Source organism: Nocardioides sp. TF02-7 (assembly GCF_022437945.1).
Taxonomy (GTDB): domain Bacteria; phylum Actinomycetota; class Actinomycetes; order Propionibacteriales; family Nocardioidaceae; genus Nocardioides.
Window position 1 is genome coordinate 4,674,727 of the sequence record NZ_CP092535.1, and the last position, 14,319, is coordinate 4,689,045.

The 14,319-nt window shown below is 73.7% G+C and carries 11 protein-coding genes and 4 pseudogenes; 3 read left to right on the forward strand and 12 right to left on the reverse strand.

Translation table 11 applies throughout. The features are described 5' to 3' along the window. Positions 1-210: 210 nt before the first annotated feature. The 3 genes and pseudogenes from MF408_RS24270 to MF408_RS24280 form a co-directional block, all read right to left on the reverse strand. Positions 211-2,269, reverse strand: a pseudogene (locus MF408_RS24270) (NAD(+) synthase). A 58-nt stretch (positions 2,270-2,327) separates the two neighbouring features. After that, positions 2,328-3,539: a hypothetical protein gene (locus tag MF408_RS24275; RefSeq protein ID WP_240249715.1), complete on the reverse strand. Its 1,212-nt coding sequence runs from the start codon at positions 3,537-3,539 to the stop codon at positions 2,328-2,330. Then, positions 3,536-4,024, reverse strand: coding sequence for a SigE family RNA polymerase sigma factor (locus MF408_RS24280; protein ID WP_240249716.1), 489 nt, complete (start codon positions 4,022-4,024; stop codon positions 3,536-3,538). Before MF408_RS24280 ends, MF408_RS24275 begins: the two co-directional genes overlap by 4 nt. A 118-nt stretch (positions 4,025-4,142) precedes the next feature. On the opposite strand from MF408_RS24280, the gene MF408_RS24285 reads away from it, so the two are divergent. From MF408_RS24285 to MF408_RS26345, 3 genes and pseudogenes are all read left to right on the forward strand, one after another. Beyond that, positions 4,143-4,649, forward strand: a complete 507-nt coding sequence (locus tag MF408_RS24285; protein ID WP_240249717.1) for a VOC family protein — start codon at positions 4,143-4,145, stop codon at positions 4,647-4,649. A gap of 120 nt (positions 4,650-4,769) precedes the next feature. Further along, positions 4,770-5,622, forward strand: a pseudogene (gene panB / locus MF408_RS24290) (3-methyl-2-oxobutanoate hydroxymethyltransferase). Positions 5,623-5,639: 17 nt separating this feature from the next. Next, positions 5,640-6,980, forward strand: coding sequence for a PQQ-dependent sugar dehydrogenase (locus MF408_RS26345; protein WP_275693294.1), 1,341 nt, complete (start codon positions 5,640-5,642; stop codon positions 6,978-6,980). Here the strand turns inward: MF408_RS26345 and MF408_RS24295 are convergent. From MF408_RS24295 to MF408_RS26355, 9 genes and pseudogenes are all read right to left on the reverse strand, one after another. Continuing rightward, a pseudogene (locus tag MF408_RS24295) lies at positions 6,910-8,769 on the reverse strand (M3 family metallopeptidase); the annotation flags it as partial. The gene MF408_RS26345 and the pseudogene MF408_RS24295 sit on opposite strands and share 71 nt — an antisense overlap. Before the next feature lie 131 nt (positions 8,770-8,900). Next, positions 8,901-9,574: pseudogene (locus MF408_RS24300) on the reverse strand (thymidine kinase). Beyond that, positions 9,553-10,683 carry a hypothetical protein gene (locus MF408_RS24305; RefSeq protein ID WP_240249718.1) on the reverse strand — a complete coding sequence of 377 codons (1,131 nt, stop codon included), beginning with the start codon at positions 10,681-10,683 and terminating at the stop codon, positions 9,553-9,555. The pseudogene MF408_RS24300 and the gene MF408_RS24305 overlap by 22 nt, the downstream one beginning before the upstream one ends. Next, a complete protein-coding gene (locus MF408_RS24310; protein WP_240249719.1) occupies positions 10,680-11,219 on the reverse strand; it encodes a SigE family RNA polymerase sigma factor in 540 nt (179 codons plus the stop codon). Before MF408_RS24310 ends, MF408_RS24305 begins: the two co-directional genes overlap by 4 nt. 273 nt (positions 11,220-11,492) lie before the next feature. Further along, entirely contained in the window at positions 11,493-11,750 is a 258-nt protein-coding gene (locus MF408_RS24315) for a hypothetical protein (protein WP_240249720.1), read from the reverse strand. A 155-nt stretch (positions 11,751-11,905) separates the two neighbouring features. Next, entirely contained in the window at positions 11,906-12,625 is a 720-nt protein-coding gene (locus tag MF408_RS24320; protein ID WP_240249721.1) for an alkaline phosphatase family protein, read from the reverse strand. A gap of 2 nt (positions 12,626-12,627) precedes the next feature. Next, the gene (locus MF408_RS24325) at positions 12,628-13,206 is read right to left on the reverse strand and encodes a DUF5998 family protein (RefSeq protein ID WP_240249722.1); all 579 of its coding nucleotides are present in this window, start codon (positions 13,204-13,206) and stop codon (positions 12,628-12,630) included. A gap of 12 nt (positions 13,207-13,218) precedes the next feature. After that, positions 13,219-13,629, reverse strand: a complete 411-nt coding sequence (locus tag MF408_RS26350; protein ID WP_275693295.1) for an acetate--CoA ligase family protein — start codon at positions 13,627-13,629, stop codon at positions 13,219-13,221. After that, on the reverse strand, positions 13,512-14,090 hold the full coding sequence (locus MF408_RS26355) for an acetate--CoA ligase family protein (RefSeq protein ID WP_345893812.1): 579 nt from the start codon (positions 14,088-14,090) through the stop codon (positions 13,512-13,514). The genes MF408_RS26350 and MF408_RS26355 overlap by 118 nt, the downstream gene beginning before the upstream one ends. Between the last annotated feature and the right edge of the window lie 229 nt (positions 14,091-14,319).

Here is a 14,319-nt window from a genome sequence, read left to right on the forward strand (position 1 = left end):
CGCATCTCCGCACCGCCAACGCCCCGACCCGGCGCATCTCCGCACCGCCAACGCCCCGACCCGGCGCAAATCTGCAAGGCGCGTGCAGATTTGAGCCGGGTCGGCGGATTCAGCTGCAGAGACGAGCCGGGTCGGCGGGTTACAGCTGCAGAGATGAGCCGGGTCGGCGGGCTACAGCTGCCGAGATGAGCCGGGTCGGCGGGGGCTGAGCTACCCGGTCGGGACGTCCGCCTCGATCTCGGCCAGCCAGGCCGCGGCGCTCGCGTCGGACGGCATCCGCCAGTCGCCGCGCGGTGACATGGTGCCGCCGGGGCTGACCTTGGGGCCGTTGGGCAGTGCCGAGCGCTTGAACTGGCTGGCGAAGAAGCGCTTGACGAACACGACCAGCCACTGCCGCACCGTGTCCAGCTCGTACGACGTGCGCGCCTCCTCCGGGAACCCCGGCGGCCACTCGCCCTCGGCGACGTCGCGCCACGCGTGCCACGCGAGGAACGCGATCTTGCGCGGCCGGAAGCCGCGCCGGACGACGTGGTAGAGCGTGAAGTCCTGCAGCGCGTAGGGGCCGACGGAGTCCTCGGTCGCCTGCGGCTTCTTCCCCTCCTCGGTGGGGGATCAGCTCGGGGGTGATCTCCTGCTCGAGGATCTCCCGCAGCACCTCGTCGGCCTCGTCGTCGTACTGACCGTCGTGGAGCTGGTGGCTGTCGATCACCCACCGGATCAGGTGCTGGATGAGCGTCTTCGGCACCCCGGCGTTGACGTTGTAGTGCGACATCTGGTCGCCGACGCCGTAGGTGCACCACCCGAGGGCGAGCTCGGAGAGGTCGCCGGTGCCGAGCACGATGCCGCCGCGGTGGTTGGCGAGGCGGAAGAGGTAGTCGGTGCGCAGCCCGGCCTGCACGTTCTCGAAGGTGATGTCGTAGACCGGCTCGCCCTCGGCGAATGGGTGGCCGAGGTCGCTCAGCATCTGCGTCGCCGCGGGCTTGATGTCGAGCTCGGCGAACGTGCAGCCGAGGGCGGTGGCGAGGCGGGTGGCGTAGGACTTGGTGCGGTCACCGGTCGCGAAGCCCGGCATCGTGAACGCGTGGATGTCGCTGCGAGGGCGCCCGAGCCGGTCCATGGCCTTGGCGGCGACGATCAGCGCGTGGGTCGAGTCGAGGCCGCCGCTGACGCCGATCACGATCTTGGGCTGCCCGATGGCGGCGAGCCGGCGCTCGAGGCCGGAGACCTGGATGTTGTAGGCCTCGTAGCAGTCCAGGGCGAGCCGGGCCGGGTCGTCGGGCACGAACGGGTACCGGTCGACCTTCCGCCGCAGGCCGATGTCGCCGGCGGGTGGCGACAGCTCGAACGGGATCCAGCGGAAGTCGGACTCGTCGACCCCGACGGCGCGGCGGTTGTCGTCGACGGTGCCCTGGCGCAGCCGCTCCTGGCGGACCCGGTCGAGGTCGACGTCGACCACCGTCCGCCGCGGCCCGTCGGGGAACCGCTCGCTCTCCCCCAGCATCTCCCCGCACTCGTAGACCATCGTCTGCCCGTCCCAGGACAGGTCGGTCGTCGACTCGCCCTGCCCGGCGGCGGCGTAGAGGTACGCCGCGCTGCAGCGCGCGCTGGCGCTGCGGGCCAGCAGGTGCCGGTCCTCGGCGCGGGCGATGGTGATCGGGCTCCCGGAGAGGTTGGCGAGCACCGTGGCGCCGGCGAGCGAGGCGGTCGCGCTCGGCGGCACCGGCACCCACGCGTCCTCGCAGACCTCGACGTGCAGGTGCAGCCCGGGTACGTCGGTCGCGGTGAAGATCAGGTCGGGACCCAGCGGCACCTCGGCGCCGGCGACGGTGACCTCGGCGCCCTGCAGGTCGTCGCCCGGGGCGAACCAGCGGCGCTCGTAGAACTCGCGGTAGTTGGGCAGGTGGGACTTCGGGGCGACCCCGAGGACCTGGCCGCGGTGGATCACCACGGCGCAGTTGAGCACCCGGGTGCCGTGCTGGAGCGGCGCTCCGACGACGATCACCGGCAGCAGGTCGGCCGACGCCTCGACGATCAGCGCGACAGCGTCGTGCACCGCGGACAGCAGCGTGTCCTGCAGGAACAGGTCGTCGACGGAGTAGCCGGTCAGGCCCAGCTCCGGGAACACCGCGACCGCCACGCCCTCGTCGTGGCAGGCCCGCGCCTGCTCGATCGTCCGCCTGGCGTTGGTCACCGGGTCCGCGAGGGCGACCGGCAGCGTGCAGGCCGCGACGCGCGCGAACCCCTGGGCGTAGGCCGAGTAGAAGTCCACGCCGCGAGTCTAGGGACCGGGCGAGCGAAGCAGTCCGTCAACGAGCTCGACCGTGCGGCTACCCACCGGCCAGGACCTCGGGGGCGACGTCGATCCCCCACATCGCCTCGCCACCCGACGACAGCCGCTCGAAGTCGCCGCTGCGAAGGTCCCAGGCGACGAGGTGCCAGGCGTCCACCACGAGCCGGCGGTCCTCCCGGCGGGCCGGGCCGACCACGTAGAGCGCCGTGTCCGGGTCGAGGAACCCGAGCGCGGTCAGGTGCCCGTTGTCGGTGTAGATCGCGCCCCGGTCGCGGATCGGGCGGTAGCCGACGACCTCCCCGGTCTCGGCGTCGAGGACGAGCGGCCCGCCGTCGCCGGGCAGGCCGTTGCCGCCGCCGGTGAGCGCCACCCGCCCGAACCGGGTGACCAGCCGCTCCCCCCACTGGCCCACCGTGCTGGTCGCGACGACCTCGCCGTCGCGCCACAGCCGGAGGTCGTGGTGGGTGTACCGCTTCTCGACGAAGCCGCCGTCGGGGTCGATCGCGACGCCACCGGCGTAACGGTGGCCGAACGGCGCCCGCTCGGCGGCGCCCTGCCGGTCCAGGAACCAGGCGTGCGGCCAGGTGGCGACGTAGAACCCGTCGTCGCCGGGGAGCCAGTCCACCGCCGGCGGAGTGTCCGACGGCGGCGCGAGGGGCGCCGGCCACGGCAGCACCTCCTGGTCCCCCGTCGTCACGTCGACCACCAGCAACCCGTCGTCGGTCGCCATCGCCACCTCGGTGCCGTCGCTCGACAGCGCCGGCTGCGCGAAGGGCGCACCGGTGCTCGCGACCGCGTCGGCGGTGTCCTTCACGCGCCGCCACTCGCCGTCGGTGCCCAGCAGTCGCAGGTCCCGGCCGGCCGCGGGCCAGGCGAGGACGGCGGCCTCCATCGGGGCACCGGCGACGTCGGGCGGCAGCGCCGGTGGGGCCAGGGACTCCGGCAGCACCGACCGCCGCAGCGGCGCCTCGGGCACCGACCGCGGGTCCCATCGCGGCCCGATCGCCCGCTCGTCGCCGGCGGGCGTGCTGCTCGACGAGGGCGCCGCCGGCTGCCCGGGGCCGTCATCACCCCCACGCCCTCCGGCCAGCGTGCCGACGCCGACGGTCGCGACGACCCCGACGGCCGCCACCAGCGCCAACGACCGCCGGCGGGCCTGCCGCGCACGGGCCTCGCCGAGCGCTGCTCCAGCCAGCTGTGGCGACTCGATGGCGTCCGTCGCACGGTCCAGCACCTCGGACAGATTCACGACGTCCTCCCGATCAGGTCGAGCAGCTCCGGCGCACCCGTGCGGAGGCGCGCCAGCGCGGCGGCGTTCTGGCTCTTGACCGTGCCGACGGAGACCCCGAGGACGTCGGCGGTCTCGCGCTCCGACAGGTCGTCGAAGTGGCGCAGCACGAGGACGGCACGCTGGGCCGGCGTCAACCGCGCGAGCGCACGGCGTACGACGATCTCGGTGTCGGGGTCCGACGAGACCGGCCGCTCCGGGCCGACGTCCGCCACCGGCGTCTCGCGCTGCCGCCGCCAGGCCGACACGTTGTCGCGCACCAGGATCCGGCGGGCGTACGCCGTCGGGTTGCCGTGCCGCAGCCGGCGCCACCGCAGCGCCACCTTCACCAGCGCCTCCTGCACCAGGTCCTCGGCGCGGTGCAGGTCACCGGTCAGGAGGTAGGCCGAGCGCAGGAGGCGTCGTTCGACGCCGCCTGCCCACTCGCTGAACCCCTCGTCGTCCATCCGGCCCCTTCCGTCCACCCATCCAACGCCGCCGGGGGTCGGAAGGTTGGCGCCACTTCGGCCGGGGGCGCGGACCAGCAGCCGATGAGTACGCCGACCGCGCAGGGTCAGAGACGGCATGAGCATCGCGAGCACCCGCATCCAGCCGTGCCTCTGGTTCGACGGGGACCTCGAGGCGGCGGCCCGGTTCTACACGGGGATCTTCCCGAACTCCTCCATCGACCGGCTGACGCGGATGCCCGGCGGGCCCGGTCAGCCCGACCGGGCGATGGTCGGCGAGTTCACGCTCGACGGGCTGACGTTCCGCGCCGTCGACGGCGGGCCCGGCCATGCGGTGTTCTCCGAGGCGGTGTCGTTCCAGATCACCTGCGGCGACCAGTCGGAGGTCGACTACTACTGGGACTCCCTCGTCGACGGTGGCGAGGAGTCGATGTGCGGCTGGTTGAAGGACCGGTACGGCCTGTCGTGGCAGGTGGTCCCCACCCGGCTGTTCGAGCTGGTGGCCGACCCCGACCCGGTGCGGGGCCGGGCCGTCTCCCAGGCGGTGCTGCGGATGCGGCGGATCGTCGTCGCGGACCTCGAGGCGGCGGCGCGTGCTGCCAGGGGTGGCGCCGCCGCGGGGTGAGCGACGACACAGCGCCCGTCGGCGACCGCGGGGATAGCCTCGTCGGTGTCCGGAGGAGAACGTGGACCCAGCTCCCAGGTCAGGCTGGGCGGGCCGCGAGTCACAGATCGGAGCTCGACGATGAGCAACCCTGAGGAGACCGCTCCCTACGGCGGGGCAGCCGAGGCGCCCAAGCCGGTCAAGCGGATCCGCACCCACCACCTGCGCGAGATGAAACAGCGCGGCGAGCGCTTCTCGATGCTGACGTCCTACGACCAGCTCACCGCGCAGATCTTCGACGAGGCGGGCATCGAGGTGCTCCTCGTCGGCGACAGCGCGTCCAACAACGTGCTCGGCAACACCACCTCGCTGCCGGTGACGGTCGACGAACTGCTGCCGCTCACCCGAGCCGTCAGCCGCTCGGTCAGCCGCGCGCTCGTCGTCGGCGACCTGCCGTTCGGCTCCTACCAGGCGTCGCCGGAGCAGGGCTACCTCACCGCCGTCCGATTCATGAAGGAGGGCGGCGCCCACTGCGTCAAGCTCGAGGGCGGCGTCGAGATGGCCCCGCAGATCGAGCGGATGACCCGGGGGCGGCATCCCGGTGATGGCCCACATCGGCTTCACCCCGCAGTCCGAGCACGCCCTCGGCGGCTACCGCGTGCAGGGCCGCGGCGACGCCGCTGAGCGGCTGCTCCGCGACGCGGAGGCCGTCCAGGAGGCCGGCGCGTTCTCGGTGGTGATGGAGATGGTGCCCGGCGAGGTCGCCGCCCAGGTGACCGCCAAGCTGGAGATCCCCACCATCGGCATCGGCGCCGGCAACCAGTGCGACGGCCAGGTGCTGGTGTGGCAGGACGCCTTCGGGCTGCGCACCGGCAGGATGCCGCGGTTCGTCAAGCAGTACGCCGACCTCAGGTCGGTGCTGCTCGACGCAGCCCGCGCCTACGACGACGAGGTGAAGAACGGCGTGTTCCCGGGGTCTGAGCACACGTTCTGAGGGGTTACCGTGTCGCCATGCGGATCCTCGCCGCCCCGGTGGCCACCCTCGCCCTCCTGCTGTCCTCCCTCACCGCTGCGCACCCTGCGGACGCGACCCCGGCTGCGCCCGCCGCCGCCGAGGACGCGCCGCGCCGCGCGACGAACCTCAAGGTCACGGTGGTGGCTCGCGGCCTCGCCAACCCGTGGGACGTCCGGCCGATCGGCAACGGGCGGCTGCTGGTCACCCAGCGCGACTCCGCCAAGCTGACGCTCGTCCGGCCCAACGGCAGGAAGCGCAACCTCGCGTTCCCAAGCGGCAAGGTCTGGAACAGCGGCGAGACCGGGCTGATGGGCCTCGCGGTCGACCCCGGCTTCGCCGACAACCGGCGGATCTACACCTGCCAGGGCTGGAGGCTCGGCGGCGGCCGCAAGGACATCCGGGTCATCTCGTGGCAGCTCGACAAGCGACTCACCCGCGCCAAGCAGGTCCGCGTGCTGGTGCGGGGCCTGCCGACGGTCACCGGCCGCCACGGCGGCTGCCGGCTGCTCATCGCCCGCAACGGCTCGCTGCTCGTCGGCACCGGCGACGCCGCCGTCGGCCGCAACCCGCAGAGCCTGCGCTCGCTCGGCGGCAAGACGCTGCGCGTCAACCGGTTCACCGGCCGGGCCTGGCCGACCAACCCGTGGGCGAAGGCCGACGGCCCCCGGCGGCTGATCTTCACCTACGGCCACCGCAACGTGCAGGGGGCTCGCCCAGCGGGCCGACGGCTCGCTGTGGTCGGTCGAGCACGGCAGCCACCGCGACGACGAGGTCAACCTGCTCCGTCGGGGCGGCAACTACGGCTGGAACCCGGTGCCCGGCTACAACGAGTCCGTGCCGCTGACCGACCACTCGCTGCCCGGCAAGCAGGTCAGCGCCCGCTGGCGTTCCGGCACCCCGACGATCGCGACCTCCGGTGCCTCCTTCGTGCCGCGCGGCTGGGGCCGCCTCTCCGGCACCCTCGCGGTGGCGTGCCTCGCCGGCCAGCGGCTGATGTTCGTCAAGTTCGACGGCAAGGGCCGCCTCCGGTGGACCAAGGCACCCGCGCGGCTGCGCGACTTCGGCCGGCTCCGCGGCGTGACCACGGTCGGCAAGTCGCTGCTGGTGACCACGTCCAACGGCAGCGGCGACCGGATCCTCCGGGTGCGGCTCCGCTCCTAGACCCTCGGCCCACGCAGCCCGCTCAGCCCACTCGGCTCACGCCAGGCCGCGCCGTTCGAGCAACGGCTCGATCGGTGCCGGCCGCCCGCGCCACTCGGCGTACGACCCGAGCGGGTCGCGGGTGCCGCCGATGCCGACGACGTACTGCCGGTAGAGGTCGCCGTTGGCGCGGGTGAGCCCGCCGTTGTCCTTGAACCACGCCACCGTGTCGGCGTCGAGCACCTCGCTCCAGATGTAGGAGTAGTAGGCCGAGGCGTAGCCGGAGCTGAAGCTGTGGGCGAAGTACGGCGTCGAGTAGCGCGGCGGCACGGCAGCGAGGTCGAGCCCCACGGCCGCCAGCGCGGCCTGCTCGAACCGCGCGACCTCGTCCGGGTCGGTCGGCACCTCGTCGGGCCCGAGCTCGTGCCAGGCGAGGTCGAGAAGCGCGGCGGCGAGGTACTCCGACGTCGCGAACCCCTCGTTGAAGGTCGCGGACGCCTCGAGCCGCTCGACCACCTCGGCCGGGATCGGCTCGCCGGTCTCGTGGTGCACGGCATAGCTGGCGAGGACTTCCGGCCAGAGCATCCACATCTCGTTGACCTGCGAGGGGTACTCGACGAAGTCGCGGAACACGGCGGTGCCGGCCAGGCTCGGGTACGTCGCCCGGGCGAGCAGGCCGTGCAGCGCGTGCCCGAACTCGTGGAACAGGGTCCGGGTCTCGTCGAAGGTGAGCAGCGTCGGCTCGCCCGCCGCCGGTTTGGGGACGTTGAGGTTGTTGACGACGACCGCGGTGTCGGTGCCGAGGAGGGTGGCCCGGGTGACGAAGCTGCTCATCCACGCACCGCCCCGCTTGGAGTCGCGGGTGTAGAGGTCGAGCAGGTAGAGGCCGACGGGGGTGCCGTCCTCCTCGTGCACCTCGAACACGCGCACGTCGGGGTGGTAGCCGTCGAGGTCGTCGCGCTCGGTGAAGACGAGCCCGTAGAGCCGGTTGGCCGCGAGGAAGACCCCTTCGCGCAGCACCCGCTCGGCCTCGAACCACGGCCGCAACGCCGCCAGGTCGACGTCGTACTGCTCGGCGCGGACCTGCTCGGCGTGGAACGCCCAGTCGTGGGCCTCGACCTCGAACCCGGCCTGCGCGGCCAGCGCCTAGTGCTCGCGGCGCGCGTTGGCGGCGGCCGGGGCCGCGAGCCGCTCCAGCATGCTTCGCACGGCCGCGGGCGTGCCGGCGGTGTTGTCGGCGGTGACGACCTCCGCGTGGTTGGCGAAGCCCAGGAGCCGCGCGCGCTCGGCCCGCAGCCGGAGGACGTCGAGCGCGAGCGCACGGGTGTCGTGCTCGTTGCCGCGGCTGCCCCGCGCCCGCTGGGCGGCCGACAGCCGGCGGCGTACGTCCCGGTCGGTCAGCGACGCCAGGTGCGGGTGGGCGGTCGGCAGCACCAGCGTGAGCAGGTACTTGCCGTCGAGCCCCCGCGCCTGCGCGGCAGCGGCCGCGGCGGAGACCTCGCCAGGAGTCAGGCCGTCGAGCTCGGCGGCGTCGTCGACGACGAGTGCCAGGTCGTTGCTGTCGGCCTGCAGCGCCAGCTCGAACGCCGTCTCCTGCGCGGAGATCCGCTCGTTGAGCTCGCGGAGCCGCTGCTTGTCGGCCTCCTCGAGCGCGGCCCCGGCCAGCCGGAGCTCGGTGACGTGCCGCTCGACGAGGTAGCGCGCCTCCGGCTCCAGGCCTTCCCGACCGGCGTGCACCGCCTCGAGCCGCGCGTACAGCGCCGGGTCGAGCCGGATCGCGTCCTCGTGCGCGGCCAGCCGGGGCGCGTACTCGGCCCGGACGGCGTCCACCTGGTCGTTGGAGTCGGCCCCCGCCTTGTTCCAGAAGACCCGCAGCACCCGGGCGAGCGCGACCCCGCTCAGCTCCAGTGGCACCACCGTGTTGTCGAAGGTCGCCGGCTCGGGGTTGTCCACGATCGCCGCGACCGCCGCGCGCTGGGCGGCCATCGCCTCGTCGAGCGCGGGCCCGTAGTCGTCGTCGCCGATGTCGGCGAACCGGGGCAGCTGGTGGGGGAAGGTCGCTGGGCTGGAGGAGGGCGTCGACGCTCACCCGGCCACCCTACGGAGGCGGGTCCGGCTCAGCCGAACGGGAGCGGGTCGGGCGCCAGCGACACCGCCCGCGCGCGGGCGGCGGTGAGACCGCGACGGTGGTGCTGGCGGCAGAGCACCTCGTACGACGCCTCGGCCGCGGCCTCGGTGGGCGCCGCGGGTGCGTCGACGTCGCCGACGACGATGACCTCCCCCTCGGTGACCATCACCCCGTTCTCGGTGCGGGCGTTGTGGGTGGCGCGCTTGCCGCACCAGCACAGCGCCTCCACCTGCAGCACCTCGGTGCGGTCGGCCAGCTCGACCAGTCGCGCCGACCCCTCGAACAGCCGGGTGCGGAAGTCGGTGAGGATCCCGAAGCAGAAGACGTCGATCTGCAGCTCGTCGACGACCTTCGCCAGCTGCTCGATCTGGGTGCTGGTGTAGAACTGCGCCTCGTCGCACACGAAGTAGTCGATCCGCGCCCCCTGGGTGAGCGCGTCCACGGTGTAGCGCCAGAAGTCGAAGCCGGGCGTCACCTCCTGGGCGTCGGCGGTCAGTCCGAGCCTCGACGAGACGAGCGCCGCCCCCCGCCCGGTCGTGGGAGGTGAACAGCCGACCCACCCGCCCGCGCGCGGCGTGGTTGTGGTTGGTCTGGAGCGCCAGCGTCGACTTCCCCCGCGTCCATGGTGCCCGTCCAGAAGGTCAGCTCCGCCACGCGGAGCATCGTGCCACGGTCGGCGGCCCCGCTCGGCTACGGGAGGGCCTCCCCCACGCCGATCGCGAAGAGCGCCTCCTCGGTGGTGGCGGGCAGCGTCGTCTGCTCGGTGCAGGTGCCGGCCGGGATCTCGCAGGAGAGAAGAGCGATCCCGTCGACGTCCTCGGGGGCCGCGACGACCAGCAGCGTGCCGCCGTCGAGCCAGTCGAAGCCGTAGCCCTGGTCGTAGCCGCCCAGGTCGACCTCGAGCTGCTCGCCGGTGCCGGTGTCGACGACCTCGACCCGCTCTCCCGCGATGCTGACCCACTCGCCATCCGGCGAGAACGCCGCGCCGTCACCGCCCGGGCGGGCGAACCGGACCCGGCCGCTGCCGAGCGCGGTGACCTCGACCGCGGCGTCCGCCCCCCGTCCTTCTCGATCGCCCAGGCGGCCCAGTCGCCCCCGACGGCCCGCAGGTGACGGAAGCTCCCGGGCTCCGCCAACGTGCCCTCGGCGCCGGAGGCCAGGTCCACCGTCCGGGTCGCCCCCGGCTCCCGCGAGAGGTACGCCGTGCCGTCGTCGATCGCGACCACCCGGGAGGCCTGGTGCGATCCGGCGCGCTCGGCCCAGGCTCGGCGCCCCGTGCCTTGGTCGAAGACGACCGTCGCCCGGTCACGACCGGTGCCGTCGACCCAGGCGGCGTAGGGAGCGCCGGGGTCAGCACGCAGCGCAGGGTCCTCGGTGGCGCCGATCCGCTCCGGCCGGCCGCCGGTGAAGGAGTAGACGCCCCCGTCGTGGCCGACGAAGACGATCCCCGCGCTGGTGCGGACGTAGCTCACCACCCCGACCCCCAGGTCGTAGGTGGCGTCCGGCGTGTGCAGCGTGCTGCCGGTGGTCCACGTCGGGACGTCGGACCGGAACAGGGAGTCCGCGACGTCCGACCGGTCCGCACCGCGGTCGCCGGCGACCAGCACCACACCCGTGACGGTGGCCGCCGCGGCGGTGAGACCCGCCAGACCGCGGGCGATCCGGCGTCGCCGCACGACCCGGTCGCCCGCGGCGGTCACGGCGTCGATGTCCAGGGCCGCGAAATCGACATCTGCCGCACGGTCCATCAGGGTCTTCAGCTGCTCGGTCATGAGGCGCCTCCGGTGGGCATCAGGTCGTCGAGGTCCACCGCGTCGCCGAGCAGGGTCCGCAGCTTTGCCAGGCCCGCGGCGACCTGGCTCTTCACGGTCCCGACCGCGCAGTCCATGGCGGCCGCGGTCTGCGCCTCGGTCAGGTCCTCGTAGAAGCGGAGCACGATGGCGGCGCGCTGACGCGGCGGCAGCTGCCGCAGCGCCGCCATCAGCGCGGTCCGGTCGGCGACCTGCTCGTCGTGACCGGGCCGGGCCGGCTCGGGCAGGTCACCCGTCGCCCGCTCGCCGTACCAGCTCCGGCGCCGGAACCAGGTGATCGCGGTGGTGGTGATGACCCTGCGGGTGTAGGCGTCGGCCGCGGCGGTGTCGCGGAGCCGCGGCCAGGCGACGTACGTCTTGGTCAGCGCCTCCTGCACCAGGTCCTGCGCGAGCCCGACGTCGCCGACCATCAGGTACGCCGCGCGGTGCAGCGACGCCGAGCGTGCCGCGACCAGCTCCGCGAACGCGGCGCGGTCGCGGGTGCCGCGAGCTGCCATGGTGCCTCCGAGTCTCCGGGACGGGTCATCCTGCCCGTTCGACGACCCGGACGTCCTCAGCGGCGAAAAAGGTTCGGTGCCGGTGCGTCCCTCCGCGGCCGGCCGGTCGGGTGCGTCGCCCGGCCATCCCGCGGCAGGTCGGTCACGTCGGGGCGGACGTGACGGGCAAAACCTCCACTTGTCGGGCAACATTTCGCCCGACAAGTTGAGGTTTCCCCGGTCGACCGGGGAAACCTCACCCGTCCGGCCCCCCGAAACTCCCCGACCCGCCCCTCAGTCGAGCAGCATCGGGATCAGCATCTCGTCGGGCGTGAGCGAGCCGTGCATGCCGATCAGCATCCCCTCGTAGGGGAAGTCCTCGGTGGAGAGGACGGCGGTGCGTCCGCGGCAGGCGACGACGACGTCGCCGATGCGCGGGAGGACGCCGGGGTCGACGGCGCCGAACCAGCCGCGGCCGATGGCCTCCGCGCGGGTGAGCACCTCGGCGCGCTCCCCGAGCGTCTCGCGCCAGCGGTCGAGCACGTCGGGCACGGCGCCGCCGACGCAGTAGAGGTGGCGGAACCGGGCCTCGCCGCCGATGAGGGCGACCCCCGTCCCTCAGCTCGGTGCGCTCCGCGACGTCGATCCGGTCCTCGACCGGCACGTCGACCATGCCGTGGTCGGCGACGACGAGCAGCCGGCGGTCGCTAGGGAGGGCGTCCGCGCAGCTGCTCGGCCTCGTGGTCGATCATCGACAGCTGCTGGAGCCACTGGCTCGACGCCACGCCCCAGCGGTGGCCGGTCCAGTCCAGGTCGCCGTCGTAGACGTAGGTCAGGGAGGTCTGGCCGGGCCGGCCGCCGGAGGCGCCGACGACGGCGGCGATCCGCTCGCCGACCCGGTCGACGCCGACGTAGTCGGCTCCCCGGTGGGCGGCGGTCGTCAGGCCGGTGCCGTTGAACTCGCGCTTGTTGACCACGCTGACCTGCACGCCGGAGGCCTGCAGCCGGGCGAACGCGGTCGGGTGCGGCTGCCACTCCTTGGGGTCGACCTCGGCGTCCCACAGCAGGTGGTTGAGCAGCTGGTCGGTGCCCGGCACCCGGGTGGTGAAGCCGACCAGCCCATGCCCACCCGGGGTCATCCCGGTGCCGAGCGACGTGAGGCTGGTCGACGTCGTCGACGGCACGCCCGCCGTGCCCGGCGCCGAGCGCGCCAGCAGCGAGGAGAGGTACGGCGCGGCGTCGGCGTGCCGCTGGAGCAGGTTGGCGCCGAGCCCGTCGATGAGGAAGACGACGTACGACGCCGCGTCGGGCAGGTCGAGGCCGGTCGGGGGGTCGCCCAGCGGGTGACCGAGCGCCGCGGCGGCGGCAGGCACGACGTCGCCCAGCGAGCGCTCGCCGTACGCCGGCTCGCGGAACCCGTCGGCCACGCTCAGCCCCGGGTGCGCGCGGAGAGCGAGGCGGCGAAGGACAGCAGGCCGCCGACGGCGTCGGACCCGTCGGCGGCGGCGGAGACGCGCAGCGAGAAGTCGTCGGAGGACAGCGTCCCGGTGTAGCCGTGGTCGGCCTCGCACTGCGGGTCGTTGCAGCCCGCGGGTTCGAGGTCGACCCTGCTGACCGCTCCCCAGCCGATCGTCAGCACGGCCTCGACCGGCGGCTGGGGACCGGCCGTCGGGTTGGTGGTCATCCGGGTCACCACCACCGACGACACCGCGCTGAGGCTGACCGCCTCGGTCGAGGTCGACGTGTAGGGCTCCGGCAGCAGGTCGTCGCCGGCGTGCTCGTCGGTGTGGGCGAGGATCAGCCGGGTCGGGGTGAGCACGATGACGCTCTGGTGGCGTCGCACCTCGTCGCGCTCGAACGTGGGCTCGTGGTGCACGTAGAACGACACCACCTGCTCCCCGCCCACCGCGTCGGCCACCGCCTGCGCGACGACCTCGGGGTAGTAGCCGGTGCGGTCGAGCGCCGCCCTGAGGTCGGGCGCCCGGTCGCGGTCACGCACATCTGCCATGGCGGCATCCTGTCATTCGGGCAGCGTGGCGGTGACGTCGGGCAGCCGGCGCAGGAACGAGTCGGGACGCGGGTCCCGCACCCGGGCCAGCCGGGCCTCGGCCGCGAGCACGGCCGCGCCCTCGGTGCCGGCGAGCACCAGGGACAGCTCGAGGGCGCTGACCTGTGGCAGGTCGTTCTGCAGCTGGGCCACCTTCGTGATCAGCTGCTCCACCGCCCCGACGTCGACCGGCTCGGCGCCGCGGTAGCCGAACAGCAGCGGCGAGCTCTTCACCTCCCGCACCATCGCGGCGACGTCGTGGTCGCTCAACGGCGGGATCCGGAACGACCAGTCGCCCAGCAGCTCGATGACCGGGCCGGAGATGCCGAACGACACCACGGGCCCGAACAGCGGGTCCTCGACCGACCGGATCGCGACGGGCACGCCGGGTGGCGCGTTCTTCTGCACCACGAACGCGCCACCGCCGGTCGGGGGACGTAGTGGGCGAGGGTCGCCCACGCCTCCTTCATCTCGGTCGGGCTCTCGATGTTGCGCCACACGTGCTGGCGGTCGGGGCGCTCGCGCACGGCGGGCCGGGTCGACTTCAGGACGACGTCCCAGCCCAGCTCGGCGGCCGCCGCCTGGGCCTCCTCCACGGTCGCGACGGGGACCCGCGGCCACAGGTCGATCCCGTACGCCCCGAGCAGCTGGGTCAGCTGCTGGTCGTCGAGCTCCACCTCGTCGCGCCGGTCGGCGAGCACGCGGGTGACCAGCTGCCGCGCCCGGCGGAGGTCGACGTCGCCGGGCTCGGTCGGCTCGCCGTCGGGGGTCCGCAACCACACGGCGTACTCCACGACCCGAGCGAGCGCCCGGATCGCCGCCTCGACCGCCGGGTACGACGGCACGGAGCCGCGCCCCGCGGTGGAGCCGGCGACGTCGGGGGACGCGCAGCAGCTCGGGGATGCCCTCGGCGCCGAGGAAGGAGGAGACCAGCGGCTTGTCGGACTGCTCCCCCACCGCCGCGAGCACGTTGGCGACCTCGTCGCCGGAGACGTTGAGCGGCGGGATGTAGACGGCGATCACCGAGTCGACCTCGGGGTCGTCGATGGCCTCGTCGAGCGCGTCCTCGAAGTC